General features: G+C 70.8%; 14 protein-coding genes. 4 read left to right on the top strand and 10 right to left on the bottom strand.

Features of this window, described 5'->3' with window-relative positions; translation table 11 throughout:
* Positions 1-8: 8 nt before the first annotated feature.
* Positions 9-1,127, top strand: a complete 1,119-nt coding sequence (locus P0592_RS12210; protein WP_276271170.1) for a baeRF10 domain-containing protein — start codon at positions 9-11, stop codon at positions 1,125-1,127.
* A 102-nt stretch (positions 1,128-1,229) separates the two neighbouring features.
* Positions 1,230-1,433: a DUF8007 family protein gene (locus P0592_RS12205; protein WP_276271169.1), complete on the top strand. Its 204-nt coding sequence runs from the start codon at positions 1,230-1,232 to the stop codon at positions 1,431-1,433.
* 16 nt (positions 1,434-1,449) lie between these two features.
* On the opposite strand, the gene P0592_RS12200 is transcribed toward P0592_RS12205, so the two are convergent.
* From P0592_RS12200 to P0592_RS12185, 4 genes are all read right to left on the bottom strand, one after another.
* Positions 1,450-2,139: a type I 3-dehydroquinate dehydratase gene (locus P0592_RS12200; RefSeq protein WP_276271168.1), complete on the bottom strand. Its 690-nt coding sequence runs from the start codon at positions 2,137-2,139 to the stop codon at positions 1,450-1,452.
* A 73-nt stretch (positions 2,140-2,212) separates the two neighbouring features.
* A complete protein-coding gene (locus P0592_RS12195) occupies positions 2,213-3,100 on the bottom strand; it encodes a methyl-accepting chemotaxis protein (RefSeq protein ID WP_276271167.1) in 888 nt (295 codons plus the stop codon).
* 69 nt (positions 3,101-3,169) lie between these two features.
* Positions 3,170-3,673 carry a DUF8108 domain-containing protein gene (locus P0592_RS12190; RefSeq protein ID WP_276271166.1) on the bottom strand — a complete coding sequence of 168 codons (504 nt, stop codon included), beginning with the start codon at positions 3,671-3,673 and terminating at the stop codon, positions 3,170-3,172.
* Positions 3,674-3,742: 69 nt separating this feature from the next.
* Positions 3,743-4,702 carry a transcription initiation factor IIB gene (locus P0592_RS12185; protein WP_276271165.1) on the bottom strand — a complete coding sequence of 320 codons (960 nt, stop codon included), beginning with the start codon at positions 4,700-4,702 and terminating at the stop codon, positions 3,743-3,745.
* A gap of 193 nt (positions 4,703-4,895) precedes the next feature.
* On the opposite strand from P0592_RS12185, the gene P0592_RS12180 reads away from it, so the two are divergent.
* Complete coding sequence (locus P0592_RS12180) at positions 4,896-5,405, top strand: inosine/xanthosine triphosphatase (protein ID WP_276271164.1); 510 nt, start codon at positions 4,896-4,898, stop codon at positions 5,403-5,405.
* 26 nt (positions 5,406-5,431) lie between these two features.
* Here P0592_RS12180 and P0592_RS12175 read toward each other — a convergent pair whose 3' ends face one another.
* From P0592_RS12175 to P0592_RS12165, 3 genes are all read right to left on the bottom strand, one after another.
* The gene (locus tag P0592_RS12175) at positions 5,432-5,716 is read right to left on the bottom strand and encodes a YgaP family membrane protein (protein WP_276271163.1); all 285 of its coding nucleotides are present in this window, start codon (positions 5,714-5,716) and stop codon (positions 5,432-5,434) included.
* 81 nt (positions 5,717-5,797) lie between these two features.
* Positions 5,798-7,615 carry a flippase-like domain-containing protein gene (locus P0592_RS12170; protein WP_276271162.1) on the bottom strand — a complete coding sequence of 606 codons (1,818 nt, stop codon included), beginning with the start codon at positions 7,613-7,615 and terminating at the stop codon, positions 5,798-5,800.
* Between the two features lie 76 nt (positions 7,616-7,691).
* Positions 7,692-9,149: a sodium:solute symporter family protein gene (locus P0592_RS12165; protein ID WP_276271161.1), complete on the bottom strand. Its 1,458-nt coding sequence runs from the start codon at positions 9,147-9,149 to the stop codon at positions 7,692-7,694.
* A 35-nt stretch (positions 9,150-9,184) separates the two neighbouring features.
* Between P0592_RS12165 and P0592_RS12160 the strand changes: the two genes are divergently transcribed.
* Complete coding sequence (locus P0592_RS12160; protein WP_276271160.1) at positions 9,185-10,360, top strand: response regulator; 1,176 nt, start codon at positions 9,185-9,187, stop codon at positions 10,358-10,360.
* A gap of 28 nt (positions 10,361-10,388) precedes the next feature.
* On the opposite strand, the gene P0592_RS12155 is transcribed toward P0592_RS12160, so the two are convergent.
* The 3 genes from P0592_RS12155 to P0592_RS12145 all read right to left on the bottom strand — a co-directional run bounded on the left by P0592_RS12155 (position 10,389) and on the right by P0592_RS12145 (position 14,480).
* Positions 10,389-12,104: a radical SAM protein gene (locus P0592_RS12155; protein ID WP_276271159.1), complete on the bottom strand. Its 1,716-nt coding sequence runs from the start codon at positions 12,102-12,104 to the stop codon at positions 10,389-10,391.
* Positions 12,105-12,142: 38 nt separating this feature from the next.
* Complete coding sequence (locus P0592_RS12150; RefSeq protein ID WP_276271158.1) at positions 12,143-12,511, bottom strand: DUF4112 domain-containing protein; 369 nt, start codon at positions 12,509-12,511, stop codon at positions 12,143-12,145.
* A gap of 67 nt (positions 12,512-12,578) precedes the next feature.
* Entirely contained in the window at positions 12,579-14,480 is a 1,902-nt protein-coding gene (locus P0592_RS12145; protein WP_276271157.1) for an ABC transporter ATP-binding protein, read from the bottom strand.
* Between the last annotated feature and the right edge of the window lie 4 nt (positions 14,481-14,484).

Below are 14,484 nucleotides of genomic sequence, written 5' to 3'. Positions count from 1 at the left end.
CAGCGCACATGACTCAGGCAACCACTGCCGACGAGTTCACCGATCGTATCGACTCCGTAACTACCGCCTCGGCCGACACCGACCGCCTGCTGACGGTCGCCGTCCCCGCGGACGACGCGCTCGGCGAGACGCTGGAGCGCGTCGAGGAGGACCACGCGGAAGCGAACTACCTCGACACCGACGAGACCACCCAGACGCAGGTCCGGGACGCGCTGGAGGAGGTCCGGCGGGTCCTCCACGAGTACGACGCGACCCCCGAGAACGGACTGGTCGTCTACGCCGGCGTCGTCGACGGCGAGATGCGCACGCACGTCTTCGACGACCTCGCCGTCCCCGTGACCGAGGGGGTCTACGAGCGGAGCAACGAGTTCGTCACCGCGCCGCTGGACGCCACCGTCGACCCCGCGGCCGACGCGCCGACTCACGGACTGCTCGTGGTCGCCCGGGAGTCGGCTGTCTTCGGCCGATACGACGCCGAGGAGGTCGAACTCGTCGACGAGATCACGGCCGACGTACCCAGCAAGCAGGCCGCGACCGGACGCGACGAGGACCGGTTCCAGGGCCGCAGCGAGGAGCGCACCGAGGAGTTCTTCGACCGTGTCGGCGACGCCGCCGAGCGGGTGTTCCTCTCGGCGGCCGACACCGCCGCCGACGAACCGGCGGCGACGGTCGACCGGGTCGTCGTCGGCGGCAGCGAGGTGATGGTCGACGAGTTCACCGACGGCGACCACCTCCCCGAGCGCCTCGGCGACCGGGTCGCCGGCACCTTCGAGGTCGAGTACGCCTCCGAGCAGGGGCTCCGGGAACTGGTCGACGCCGCGGAGGACGCCGACGCGCTGGACGTCGGCGAGGTCCGCGAGACCCTCGACGAGTTCTTCGCCGCGATGGAGGAGGGAGACGAGGCGCTGTACGGACACGAGGCGACGAGCGACGCGCTCGATTCCGGTGCGGTCGAGACGCTGCTGGTCGCGGACTCGCTCGACGCCGCCGAGGCCCAGGCGCTCGCCCAGCGGGCCGCCGAGACCGGGGCCGACACCGTCGTCGTCCCGACGGGGTACGACCGCGGCGAGCGGTTCGCCGACGGCTTCGAGGGCGTCGGCGCGCTGCTCCGGCATCCGGTCGCCTGATCGCCCGGGACTCGACCGCCGGACGGGTCGCAGACGGTCTGTCGCCGCGGACACACAGCAGCAACGCTTATTCCCGGGCGGCGAGAAATATCACGGGATACGATGGCCAAAGACACGGAGTCCTGCGGCCGGTGCAGTATGTCCACCGTCGTCGACGCCGCCGGGGAGGGGACCGACGACCCGTTCGCGGGCGACCGCATCGAGGTCGACGAGCGGGAGGCCCGAGCCGTCTCGCCCGGCGCGTGGCTCGCCGGCGTGAAGCGACGCATCGACGAGGTGGCGACCCGCCTCACCTACGGTCGCTGAGCCGCCGGGACAGTTCTCACCCGTCGCTTCGCAGCTGCGTGACCAGCGACCGCAGCGTCGCGAGGTCGTACTGACCGGGTGCGGTCGCCGCCTCGGGGTCGACCGGCGCGTAGCCGATCCGTGACCCGTACAGCGGCGCGACCGCCCGGGAGTGGCGACCGGCCTCGCCCATACACATCGTGGCGACGCGCTCGCCGGCGGCGTCGAGCTCCCGCGTGGCCGACAGCATCGCCAGCACGTCGTCGGGGGAGCCGGCGGTGGTCGCGAACTTCCCCACGTCGCCGTGCTCGCAGGCCCGACGGAGCCGCTCGACGATCACGTCCCGATCCGGCGTCGCCTCGAAGTCGTGGGTAGAGACGACGATCGACGCGCCCCGTGCGCGTGCGCGGTCGGCGACCCGGCCGGCGTCGTGGTCGCCCGCGCCGGTCAGGGCCGCCAGTTCGAGGTCGACCGCCGTGACGGCGTCGTGGTCGACGGCCCGTTCCAGGGCGTCGAGCCGCTCGGCCGTGTCCGGGGCCTCGCCGCCCTCCCAGTCGACGCGGTTGGTCACGAGGACCGGGAGCTCGCCGTCGTAGGCGTCGAGCTGTGCCAGCGGCTCGTCGGCGAGGTCCATCCGGAGTTCGAGGCCGTCGGCGTGGTCGCGGGCCTGTGGTTCCCGCGCGAGGTCGTCGCCGGCGGCCAGCAGCGTGAACGAACCGAAGTCCATACCCCGCGTTCGACGGCGGCGATTAAAACGTCCGGGCATCCGGCGGTCCGGGACGAGCGGGACCGAGCGTCCCTCAGCGGCCGTCCAGCAGGCCCTGGATCTCGTTGATCTTGGCGGTCTGCTGTTCGTTGGCCGCGGCGATCTGTTCGATCTCGTCGGCGACCTCCTCGGCGTTCTCGGCGGTCACGTCGACCATACTCGCGACCTCCTCGGTGGAGGCGGCCTGCTCGTCGGTCGCCGAGGCGACCTCCTCGGCACCCTGTGCGGCCTCCTCGACGGCCTCGTCGATGTCCCGCAGGATCTCTACCGTCCGGTTCACCTGCTCGATGCCCTCCTCGACCTGCTCGTTGGCGTGGTCGATGCTCTCGACGGTCTCCTCGGTGTCGGCCTTGATGTTCGAGACGAGCTGTTCGATCTCGGTCGCGTTCTGCTGGGACTCCTCGGCCAGGGACTTGACCTCGTCGGCGACGACGGCGAACCCCTCGCCGGCCTCGCCGGCGCGGGCGGCCTCGATGGAGGCGTTCAGCGCCAGCATGTTCGTCTGGTCGGCGATGTCGTTGATGACCTCGACGATCTCGTCGATCTCGTCGATGCGGTCCCGGAGCTGTTCGACGTCCTCGGAGACGTTGCCGTTGGCGTCGTCGACCGCCTCCATCGCGTCGATGGCGTCGTCGGCGACCTCCCGGCCCTCGGCGGCCAGGTCCCGCGCCCGGTCGCTGACCTGCCGCACCTGGCTCGCGCTGGAGGCGACTTCCTCGACGGTCGCCGAGAGGTTCGACACCTCGCCGGCGACCTCGCGCATATTCTCGGACTGCTCGTTCGCGAGGTCCGCGATCTCCTGTGAGCTCTGGGAGACGCTCTCGGAGGTCTGCAACAGTTCGTCGATCGCACTGCCCAGCTCGCGGTCGGTCGTACCCGTCCCCACGAGTCCCTGCCCTGCGTCGCCCGAATCTGAGGCCATATTTCACCCCGGGAAAGCCAGGTGAATAAACGTACCTCCGTCGTTATCAGCCCTGATTACATCGCGGGGTCAGGACCGCTCGGTCGCGGTCGACGGCCGCTCCGTGGCCGCCTGCGGTGTCGGTGCCGCCCGGTCGCCCGACTCGCCGGCCGCACACGCCGGGCAGTAGTGGTTGCGCCCCTCCGAACGCGTGTACACGGGCACCCCGGCGACGAGTACCTCCTCGCGGTACCGCCGGACCAGTCCCTCGTCCATCCGGTCGTCGCAGTCCACGCAGACGTGTGACTCGCCGCGCACGATCCGTTCCTCGACCGTCCGGTCCCGGCCGAACCGGCTGATCGACCGGCGGCGGTCCCAGCGACGCCGTCCGGCCGGTCTGAGGAAGTAGCCACAGGCGACGAACAGCAGCGAGAGGGCGGCGACAGTGGCCGCCGGCGTCAGCCGATCGGGGCGAAGCAGCGCCGCGAGGAGCCCGACGACGCCCATCGCGATCATCGCCCAGCCCACGAGTCCGTACAGTAACTGGGAGACGGCGTCGGCGGCGGTGACGAGGGCGGAGGTGTCGTCTGCCATCGACTCGGTCGTCGGACGGGGACGGAAAATAACTGCCGGCGGGGGGCTACCGGCGAGCGGGGGCCGGCGTCAGGCGACCGGGACGCTCTGTTCGGCCTCCAGCAGTTCGTGGTAGCGGTTGCGGATCGTGACCTCGGAGATGTCGGCCACCTCGCTGACGGCGGCCTGCGTGGTCTTCTCGTTGGTCAGCAGGGCGGCGGCGTAGACGGCCGCGGCCGCGAGACCGACGGGCGATTTCCCGGAGTGGACGCCCTCCTCCTTGGCGTTCTGGAGCAGCTGGCGGGCGCGGTGTTCGGCCTCGTCGGAGAGTTCGAGGTCGGAGGCGAAGCGGGGCACGTAGCTCTCGGGGTCGGCGGGCTTCACTTCGAGGCTGAGCTCCCGGACGACGTAGCGGTAGGTCCGGGCGATCTCGCTCTTCTCGACCCGGGAGACGTCGTCGATCTCGTCGAGCGAGCGCGGGACGCCGGCCTGGCGGGCTGCGGCGTACACCGAAGCCGTCGAGACACCCTCGATAGAGCGACCGGGCAGCAGGTCCTCGTCCAGCGCCCGGCGGTAGATGACCGAGGCCGTCTCCCGGACGTTCTCGGGCAGGCCCAGCGCCGAGGCCATCCGGTCGATCTCGCCCAGGGCCTGCTTGAGGTTGCGCTCCTTGGAGTCCCGTGTGCGGAACCGCTCGTTCCACTTGCGGAGCCGCTGCATCTTCTGGCGCTGCTTGCCCGACAGAGAGTTGCCGTAGGCGTCCTGGTCGCGCCAGTCGATGTTGGTCGAGAGGCCCTTGTCGTGCATCATGTTCGTGGTCGGCGCGCCGACGCGGGACTTCTCGTCTTTCTCGCTGGCGTCGAAGGCGCGCCACTCGGGACCGCGGTCGATCTCGTCGGACTCGACGACGAGGCCGCAGTCCTCACAGACCGTCTCGCCGTGTTCGTCGTCCATAACGAGCGTGCCCGAACACTCCGGGCAGGCCGTCGAGGTCGATTCCGTCGTCTCTTCCTCTGCGGTTCGCTGTCGTGTTCTCGTGTGTTCGCTCATAGATTGCGAGGGCGGGCGCTCACCGGGTGGGACGAACCACAGAACCCCGGCGGCAATCGGTAAGACTGGATCTCTCCGAAAGTGACTTAACCGTTCCGGTATCTGCGGCCGGGACTGCGAGCGCGGGGATCGCGGTCGCCTCCGACGGCGTTCGAACAACAACGGTGATGGACGTCCCCGACGTGGGTCCCGTATGTACGTGGCAGTCGGGAGCACGAACCCCGTCAAGGCCGCCGCCGTCGAGTCGGTCCTCCCGGACGCGCGGATCGACCCGGTCGCCGTCGATTCCGGCGTCGCCGAACAGCCCCGCGGTCGCGAGGAGACGGTCGCCGGGGCACGGAACCGCGCGGCGGCGGCGCTGGCGACCGGCGACGCCGACTTCGGGGTCGGTATCGAGGGCGGCGTCGTCGAGCGGGAGACCCCGCCGGGGCTGTGGCTGGTGATGTGGGCGGCCGTCACCGACGGGGCGGAGACGGCTTTCGGGAGCGGGCCGTCGCTCAGACTGCCCGGGCCGGTCGCGGACCGCGTCCGGGACGGCGGGGAACTGGGGCCGGTCCTGGACGACCGGCTCGGCCGCGAGGCGGTCAGCGAACAGGAGGGTGCTGTCGGGGTCTACACCGCCGGCCGGACCACCCGCGCCGAGGCGCTCGCCGCGGCCGTGGCCGGGGCGTTCGGTCCGTTCCTCCGCGACGACGGCCAGTAGGGCGGTCCTTCGGCGCGGTCGTGGCGTCACTCCCGCCGTGGGTCCCCCTCCGGTTCCTCGGGTGGCCGCAGGATGACGGTCCCTCCCGCCGTCGTGTCGATGGCGGTCACCGCGTTGAGCGGACACCATCGCAGGGCCGCGGTCGCGACGAACACGACACCGACGACCAGCGCGAGCACTCCGACGATGGCCCCCAGCCCTCCGGCGTCGAGGCTGACCGCGCCGATCAGGAGCGCGACGCCGACGACGATCGCCACCGGTCCGAGCGCGGCCCGTGCGAGTCGGTCGTACCCGCCGACGTTGGGTTGCATCGGTGGCTCACTACCTTGCTATACGTTACCGTGACCCATAAGTGTGTCTCGGCTCACACGTCGTCGGGCGGCTCCGACGAACTACGCGTCGGCCTCGACGTCGGTCGCGGACCGGGACTCCTCGACTGCGGTGGTCAGCGAGACGTTGAGCCACGCCATCGAGCCGACGCCGCCCAGCACGGTGACGGCGTTCTTGACCGCGTGGTCGACGATGGCGACCGACAGCGCGGTGGCGACCCCGATCCCCGGCGGCGTCAGCGGGACGACGATGATGGTGAACGCCCCCTCGTAGAGGCCGACGCCGCCGGGGGTGAGCGGCAGCACCTTGGCGAGGTTGCCGACGCTGACCGCGAAGAAGCCGACCGCGATCAGCGACGGCGTCAGCGAGTGGCCGAACGCGGCGAAGACGACCAGCGCCGTCACCACGTCCAGCCCCCAGATGGCGAGGCTCGTCCCGCCGACGCGGAGGAACGACCGCCCGTCTCCGGTGACGGTCTGGATGTCCGCGACGAACCGCTCGACGACGCCGGCGACGTAGTCGGCGTAGGAGTCGTCGCTCAGCCGCCCGACCGCGGCCCGGACGAAGTTGCGGTCGGTGCGGGCGCTCGCGACGATGGCCAGGACGGCACCGATCGCGGCGACGCCGACCCCGGCCGCGACGGCGACGGCGGTCTGTCCGCTCGCGGCGGTGTCCCCGCCGACGGTGCCGCCGGTCAGCGCCGACAGCAGGTCCCCCGCCGAGCCGGTGGCCGCGAGTCCGATCAGGACGACGCCGGCCAGCAGCGTGATCGTCAGCAGGTCGAAGACGCGCTCGACGGCCAGCGACGCGAACCCTGTCGGGTACGGGATCGAGCGCCGGGCCTTCACGACGTACGCGCGGACGGCGTCGCCCGCCCGCGCCGGGAACACGAGGTTCCCGGTCTGACTGACGAACACCGCGCCGGTGAGGAACTCCCACCGCTCGTGGTACCCCATCGTGTCGAGGATGTCGCGGTAGCGCGCGCCCCGCAGCGGCCACGAGAGCGCGTACACGAGGACGCTGACTCCGACGAGGGGGACACTGGCACCCGCCATCTCGTCGAGGACGGTCCGGGGGTCCAGGTACTGGGTCATCAACAGGAGCGCGACCGCCACGAGCAGCGTCCCCGCACCCAGCGACACCCGCCGCGTGATCCGGGGCTGGACGGACAGCTCCCACCACGTCCGGAGGATCTGACTCCCCATCCCGAACACGTCGCGGACGATGTCGACCTTCGAGTCCCCCTTGGACTCCCAGTCGACGGGGAACTCCTTGACCCGCAGGCCCCGGCGCTGGGCCTTCACCAGCAGCTCGGTGTCCCAGAACCAGTGTTCGTCGGCGACCTCCGGAAGCAGCGTCTCCAGCGCGTCGCGGTCGAAGGCCTTGAACCCGCACTGGTGATCCTGCAGGTCCGAGCGGAGAAAGCCCCGGACGAGCGTGTTGTACCCGAGACTCGGGACGCCGCGCTTGGCCGGCCGGTCGGCGCGGTTCTCGGGGAGCCACCGCGAGCCGGTCGCCACGTCGTACTCGCCCGAGCGGACGCTCTCGACCAGCTCCTCCAGGTGGCGCATGTCCGTCGCCAGGTCGGTGTCGAAGTACACCAGCGTCTCCCCGTCGGCCCGCTCGAAGGCGTACTCCAGGGCACCACCGCGCCCGAGACGCTCGTCGCTGTGGACGTGTCTGACCCGGTCGTCCTCGCCGGCGAGGCGACTCGCGATCTCGGGCGTGCGGTCGTCGCAGCCGTCCTCGGCGACGACGACCTCGAACGCACCGGCCGGCAGGAACGAGGCGAGCGTCTCGAGCGTGACGGAGACCGTCTCCTCGATGGTGTCCTCCTCGTTGTACGCAGGGAGGACGACGCTCACCTCGACGTCGCTCATTAGGTGAGAGTGAGCGGGGGAACAAAAAGTACCTTCTGTTCGTTCCGGACGCGGTCGAAGCGTCCCCGTGACACCCTCAGCCCGCCCGGGACACCGGCCCCACCGAGAGCGCGACGACGGTGGCCGCACTGACGACCACGCCGACGAGGACCGGCGGCAGCGCCGACAGCGGCGGTCCGAGCGCCGTCCCGGCGTCGGTCAGGAGGTGCCAGGCGACCACTGCGACGCCGCCGGTGACGACGCCGCCGGTCGCGCCCGCCGTCGTCGCCGACCGCCAGTAGAGCCCGAGCAACACGGGTGCGAACAGCGTCCCGCCGACGAGCGCGGAGTACAGCGCGACGATCAGTTGGACGAACCCGCCCAGCGGTCCCGGCCGGACCGCGAGTCCCAGCGGGATCACCGCCGCGAGGATCGTCGCCGTCCGCGCGACGACGACCACGTCGTCCGAACCGACCAGCCGGAGGGCGTCGACGCCCCCGGGCGGGCGGACGACCCCCGCGTAGAGGTCGTAGGCGATGGCCGACGCCGAGACGAGCAACACGGAGTCGATGGTGCTGAGGACCGCCGCGAGGACGCCGACGAGCAGGAGCGTCCCGCCGACCGGTCCCAGGAGTGCCGACGCCAGTTCCGCGACGGCGGCGTCCGGCGAGGCCAGCCCCGGGAGCGTGACGCGGGCCAGCAGGCCGAGCACGACGACCGAGACGGCCACGACGGCCTGGATGGCGACGGAGCCGGCGATGGCTCGCCTGACGGCCCCGCCGTCGGACATCGCGTACACGCGGTTCATCTCGTAGGGGGCGACGACGATGCCGAGCCCGAACGCGAGCGCGAACCCGACGACGTCCGTGACCGGCATCCCCCACCCGAGCAGGCCGGCGTCGACGGCCTCCACACGGCGGAGGAGCGTCCGGAGACCGCCGACTCGCACCAGGCCGACGGCGACGCCGGCGACGGCCCCGCCGACCATCAGGACCACTTGGACGGCGTCCGTGAGGACGCTCGCCCGCATCCCGCCGACCGCCGTGTAGCCGACGGCGAGCGCCGCCAGGGAGACGGTTCCCCAGACCTGTGGGACGCCCAGGAGCACGTCGAGGACGACGGCCCCGGCGACGTACTGTGCGGCGGTGTACACGAGGTAGACCACGGCGACGATCGAACCGACGATCGCTCGCGTCCGGTCGCCTCCCGCCCCGTCGCCGTCGAACCGCGCCGCCAGGTAATCCGGGACCGTCACGGATCCCGACTCCCGCAGGTGTGGCGCGACGAACAGCAGCGAGACGAGCCACCCGAGCCAGATGCCCGGCCAGATGGCGAAGAAACTGACCCCGACGGCGTAGTGGATGCCGACGGTCCCGACGAACGTCCCGGCGCTCATCTGGGTCGCGGCCAGCGAGGCGCTCCCGGTCAGCCAGCCGACGTCCCGGTCGGCCAGGAAGAACCGGTCGGCCCGTCGTGACCGCCAGGCGGGGACGGCGTCGGATTGCTCACTGGGGTTTTCCGGCATCGGAATCGATGTTCGTGTGGACTCTACCATACCAACTAAATGGTTTTGGTAAAAACACCTATCGTATGTCAAGCCCGTCAGAGGGAGTGCACGTCCTCTGTGTCGACGACGACGACGCGCTCCGGGCGCTCCTGACGGACATGCTCGAACGCGTCGACGATCGGCTGGCGGTCGACGGCGTCGGCGACTCGGCGGCGGTGCTGTCCCACCTCGAGTCGGGGACCCAGTACGACTGTGTCGTCTGTGACTTCGATATGCCACACCGGACCGGGCTCGACGTCCTCGACGAGATCCGGGAGTCGTTCCCGGACCTGCCGTTCATCCTCTACACGGGCAAGGGAAGCGAGGAGATCGCCAGCGAGGCCATCTCCGCCGGCGTCACGGACTACCTCCAGAAGGGGTCCGGGAGGGAACACTACGAACTCCTCGCGAACCGCATCGGCGAGTACGCCGACCGCTACCGTGCCGACCGACAGCAGGCACTGATACAGGAGCGCTACGAGTGTCTCGTCGAGCAGTCCGTCGTCGGCATCGGGCTCTCGCAGGACAGGGTCTTCGAGTACGTGAACCCGAAGTTCGCGCAGCTGTTCGGCTACCGGCCGGAAGAGCTCGTCGGCGTGTCGGTACTGGATCTCATCGATGAGTCGGACCGGAACCGCGTCCGGCGGGCGATCGAGGCGCGCGAGAGCGAGGAGATCGAGCGGGTCCACTACGTCGTCACCGCCGAGCGGAAGAGCGGCGAGCGGTTCGACGTCGAAGTCAGCGGGAGTCGGGTCACCTACGACGGCGAGCCGGCGGTCCTCGGCGTCGTCCAGCCGGCCGGACAGGACATCGCCGAGCAGCCACGGGCGTCCGCCGAGGGGGGCGAACAGGCCGGCCGTGTCGACCTCGCGGCCCGCTGTCGCCGAGCGTGGAGCGAGTACGACCGCTCCGACGACGACCTGGTCGTGCGGGAGGCGATCACGGTCGTCGCGAACGCGGCGACGGTCGACGCCCTGTTCACGCAACTGCTGAGCGGGTGGACCGAGGTGGACCGGCCGCTGTCGATGACGCTCAGTGCCGACGACGGGGGGTTCGAGGTCGTCGTCGACCCGGCCGAGGAGCCGGATCGCATCGAGCCGCCTCCCGACCCGCCCGCGCTCGGGCGGACGGCGGAACTCCTGGGGTGGGACGTGCTCATCGCCTCGACGGATCGGGGCGGGTTCCGATACGCGTTCCGCGAGGTCACGGTCGTCGAGTGACCGGCCTCCGACACGGTGACGGCGGCCGTCAGTCCGCGTTCTCTGCCGACTTCGCGGTCACGAACCGCCGGAGATCATCCCCCACTTCGCCGGCCGACTCGTACGGTCGTCCCACCAGGATGTCGCCGGCCCGCGAGCGGCCGATCCCCGGGACGGCCTGGAGCTCGGCCATCGACGCCGAGTTCACGTCGAGCGGATAGGGGACGCCGGTCACCGAGCGGTAGCCGTGGTCGGTGACGGCGACGTCGACGGTCCGGCCGAGTTCGCGCTCGCCGGGGATGCCCACCAGCAGGGGGTAGGTCCCCAGCTGCCGGCCGAACGTCTTGCCGTCCTGGTGGTACTCTAGGTGGACGTCCGGCAGGACGGTCCCGGGCGGCGCGACCCGCTGGAGCATCGGGTTGTCGATCTCCTCGCGGACCTCCCGCTTGTACTGCTTGAACAGCTGCTTGTGGTCCTTCGCGATGTCCGCCCCCGTCTCGGCCATATCGGTCCCCTCGAAGGCCATCACCTGGCGGATGTTCACCCGCCGGAGCATCAGGCCCTCGTCGTAGACGCGCTGGAGGAACCGCTTGTTGTGCTCGAAGGTCTCCCGGCGCTCGCCCTTCAGGCCGTGGACGAGGTTGATGCCCGGCAGGAGTTTCGGCAGCCGTCGGGCGGCGTCGTCGCCGAAGTTGGGAGCGGTGTCGCGGTCGCCCCCGGGCCGCCACCCAGCCACCTCGTTGACGATCTTCACCGCCTCGAAGCACTCGTCGGCGGTGACGTTGAGGTTGTTGTCGCTCATCACCTCGGGGTCTGCCGACTCCAGCCCGAACGCGGCCGTGTCGCCGGGCGTGTTGTGCTCGGCGATGATCCGGATGCCCTCGCGGGCCTTCTCCGGCCACTTCACGACCGTGATTGGGTTCATGTTGTCGAGGTGCAGCGTCTCCAGGTCCGGCGCGACCTCGCGGATGCCGCCGTAGAGCCGGCGCAGGGCGTCCGGGTTCGGAGCCTCGCCGTCGCCGCCGTAGGCGAGGATGTCGGCCTGTCGGCCCAGCCGGAAGTGGGCGACGCCGCGGTCCGAGAGGGCGTCGACCTCGTCGACGACGCTCTCGGGCGGCCGGAAGTCCGGGTCGCCGTACATCGGCTCCGTGCAGAACGAACAGCGGTACGGACAGCCACGGGAGGTCTCCAGCTCGCAGATGAGGTAGTCCGGGTGGTTCGGGTGCTGTTCGACGACGAAGGCACCGCGGCGCGCCCAGCGGGTCTCCTCCTCGACGGAGCGGTAGCGGTCGTTGAACCCCTCCAGCCCTGACTCCACGAGGTCGTAGACGGCCGCTTCCACGTCGGCCATCGCGAGGAAGTCGAAGTCCAGGTCGTCCCGCGCCGTCTCGCTCGCGCCCTCGTTTGCCTCGCCGACGCCGAAGCGGACCGGCCCGCCCATCAGCGAGGTGCCGTCGGCGGTCCAGGCGAGTTCGCGCACCTCGTCGGGCTCGGCGGGGGTTCCACCGACGTACTTGCCGGGGACGGTCATCCCGCCGACGTACACCAGGAGGTCGGCCTCTTCGACGTCGCGCCAGCGGCGGCGCTCGTCGCGGAGGCCGTCGATAGTGTGGTAGGTGATCCGCTCGCGGGGGACGCCGGCGTCGACCAGCGCGCCCGCGGCGTACCGCGGGTACGTCGAGACGTACGGCGGAACCCCGAAGTGGGCCGGTTCGTCGACGTAGCCGTCGACGATGGTCACGTCGAGCGTCTCGGGGTCGGTCATAGACCGGGGTTGCCGCCCGACGCGTAAAACGCTCCCGTTCAGTCCGCGGCCAGTTCGGCCACCGCGAGGTCGACGTTGCGGACGTTGGCCTTCCAGACGGCGTCGAAGGCGTCCCCGACCAGCGGGACGCTCCCCGCGAACAGGTCCAACAGGATGTTGAGGCACATCCGGGCCAGCGTCGGCGTCGACACGCCCAGCCGATAGGCCTCGACGACGACGTACAGCGAGCAGAGCGCGGTCAACAGGTCCCCCGCGACCGGGAGCAGCCCGACCAGCGGGTCGAGACCGACCCTGAACCCCAGTCCGGGGAGTTCGATGCCGTCGTCGAGCACCGTCGCGACGACCCGTATCCGTTCGACGGCGCGCTCGTCGGCGTCGGCCGGGAGCGCGTCGGTGTCGACTTCCATACGTCCCGAACGCGACCCGTCCGCAAAAGGCCCCGGCCTGCGCGCCGCGGGCCGAGCCCGGGGACCGTCAATCGTCGGCCGTGACGGCCTGCTCGTCGGCCTGCGCGTCCCAGAGGTCGGCGTAGTCGCCGCCGGCCGCGACCAGCTCCTCGTGAGTGCCGCGCTCGGCGATCTTGCCGTCGTCCAGCACGACGATGCGGTCGGCGTCCCGGATGGTCGAGAGCCGGTGGGCGATGACGAAGGCGGTGCGGTCCTCGACCAGCTGCTCGATGCTGGCCTGGATGCGCTCCTCGGTCTCGGTGTCGACGTCGCTGGTGGCCTCGTCGAAGATGATGATCTCGGGGTCGTTCAGCAGCGCGCGGGCGATGGCGACCCGCTGGCGCTGGCCGCCCGAGAGCTTGATGCCGCGCTCGCCGATCTGGGTGTCGTAGCCCTCGGGCAGGTCCTCGACGAATGCGTGGGCCTCGGCGGCGCGGGCGGCCTCCCGGACCCGCTCCCGGGCGGCCTCGTCGCCGCGCTTCTCGCCGTCCAGCACGTCGCGGTCGCCGTAGGCGACGTTCTCCGCGACCGTCCCGGAGAAGAGGTACGGCTGTTGCTCGACGACGGCCACGTCGTCCCGCAGCGACTGGAGGCCGTACTCGCGAACGTCGACCCCGTCGACCGCCACCCGACCCTCGTCCACGTCGTGGAACCGCGGGACGAGCTTCAGCAGCGTCGACTTCCCGGCCCCCGTCGGCCCCGCCAGCCCGACCGTCGCGCCGGCGGGCACGTCCAGCGACACGTCGTCGAGGACCGTCTCCCCGTCGCCGTAGCCGAAGGTCACGCCCTCGAAGGTGACGCTCCCCTCGACGTCGTCGGGCTCGTACGGGTCCGCGGGGTCGGTGACGGTCGGCTCGCGACCGAGCAGGCCGAACACCCGCTCGGCGCTGGACTTGGCGAGCTGGTACTTGTTCGCTGACTTCCCGACCCGGCGCATCGGCGAGTAGAGCCGCCGGAGGTAGAGGAAGAACAGCGCGAACGTCCCGGTCCGAAGGGCCGCCTCGCCCTCGGCGCTGGTGACGAAGTCCATTCCGGCGACGTAGAGGATGCCGACGAAGACGACGCCGGTCAGCAGGCGCAGGCCGGCGAAGAAGGCCCGTCGGATGCGCAGCGCGCCGACCTTCTCGTCGTGGTAGATCTGACTCTGCTCGCGGACCCGCTCGTTCTCGAACTCGTAGCGGTCGAAGGCCTTGATGACCGGCGCGCCGCTGAGGTTGTTCTCCAGGCGGGTGTTGAGCCGCGAGACGGTCCGGCGGATCGAGCGGTACCGGGGCTCGATCCAGGAGAGGAAGTAGCCGCTGGCGACGCCGATGATCGGGACCGGCGCGAGCGCGATCAGCGCCAGTTTCGGGGAGTGCCACCACAGCACGACGGCGATGCCGCCGACGGTGGCGACGACCCGGATCAGCTGCCGGAACTCCGTGTTGAGAAACGACTCCAGGCGGTTGATGTCGCTGTTGAGGATGGACATCATCCCGCCGGTCTGGTGGTTCGCGAAGAAGTCCATCGAGAGGTGCTGGAGGTGGTCGTAGGTGTCGTCCCGGAGGTCCCGCTGGATCTTCTGGGCCGTCGACTGGAGGAGATAGCGCGAGGTGAAGCGGGTCACCGACCGGACGAGGTAGGCGACGGCGGCGATGACGACCAGCCGGCGGAGGAGAGCGAGCTTCGCGGCCTCGCCGGCGATCCGTCCCGGGGGGAGCAGACCGACGGCCGTCAGCAGGCCGGGCTCGCCGCTGCTGAGGACCACCCTGTCGATGGCGGCGGCGACGACGATGGGCGGGACGAGACGGGCGAAGCGGGTCAGGAACGCCGACAGCACGCCGGCCAGCAGCCGGACCCAGTAGGGGGTGGCGTAGCCGACGAGGCTGACCATCGGGTGGCCGTCGACGTTGTCGCGGACCCCCTCGAACCCGCCGTGTTCGTCGGTCATACCC

This window comes from Haloarcula litorea (genome assembly GCF_029338195.1).
GTDB classification, from domain to species: Archaea; Halobacteriota; Halobacteria; order Halobacteriales; family Haloarculaceae; genus Haloarcula; species Haloarcula litorea.
Note: the sequence above shows the minus strand (reverse complement) of the source record. Positions and strands in the feature narration are given on the sequence as shown.

Excerpts from the sequence above, each read along its gene's own strand:
- P0592_RS12210 (WP_276271170.1), top strand. The coding sequence starts at position 9 with ATGACTCAGGCAACCACTGCCGACGAGTTCACCGATCGTATCGACTCC.
- P0592_RS12205 (WP_276271169.1), top strand. The coding sequence starts at position 1,230 with ATGGCCAAAGACACGGAGTCCTGCGGCCGGTGCAGTATGTCCACCGTC.
- P0592_RS12200 (WP_276271168.1), bottom strand. The coding sequence starts at position 2,139 with ATGGACTTCGGTTCGTTCACGCTGCTGGCCGCCGGCGACGACCTCGCG.
- P0592_RS12195 (WP_276271167.1), bottom strand. The coding sequence starts at position 3,100 with ATGGCCTCAGATTCGGGCGACGCAGGGCAGGGACTCGTGGGGACGGGT.
- P0592_RS12190 (WP_276271166.1), bottom strand. The coding sequence starts at position 3,673 with ATGGCAGACGACACCTCCGCCCTCGTCACCGCCGCCGACGCCGTCTCC.
- P0592_RS12185 (WP_276271165.1), bottom strand. The coding sequence starts at position 4,702 with ATGAGCGAACACACGAGAACACGACAGCGAACCGCAGAGGAAGAGACG.
- P0592_RS12180 (WP_276271164.1), top strand. The coding sequence starts at position 4,896 with ATGTACGTGGCAGTCGGGAGCACGAACCCCGTCAAGGCCGCCGCCGTC.
- P0592_RS12175 (WP_276271163.1), bottom strand. The coding sequence starts at position 5,716 with ATGCAACCCAACGTCGGCGGGTACGACCGACTCGCACGGGCCGCGCTC.
- P0592_RS12170 (WP_276271162.1), bottom strand. The coding sequence starts at position 7,615 with ATGAGCGACGTCGAGGTGAGCGTCGTCCTCCCTGCGTACAACGAGGAG.
- P0592_RS12165 (WP_276271161.1), bottom strand. The coding sequence starts at position 9,149 with ATGGTAGAGTCCACACGAACATCGATTCCGATGCCGGAAAACCCCAGT.
- P0592_RS12160 (WP_276271160.1), top strand. The coding sequence starts at position 9,185 with ATGTCAAGCCCGTCAGAGGGAGTGCACGTCCTCTGTGTCGACGACGAC.
- P0592_RS12155 (WP_276271159.1), bottom strand. The coding sequence starts at position 12,104 with ATGACCGACCCCGAGACGCTCGACGTGACCATCGTCGACGGCTACGTC.
- P0592_RS12150 (WP_276271158.1), bottom strand. The coding sequence starts at position 12,511 with ATGGAAGTCGACACCGACGCGCTCCCGGCCGACGCCGACGAGCGCGCC.
- P0592_RS12145 (WP_276271157.1), bottom strand. The coding sequence starts at position 14,480 with ATGACCGACGAACACGGCGGGTTCGAGGGGGTCCGCGACAACGTCGAC.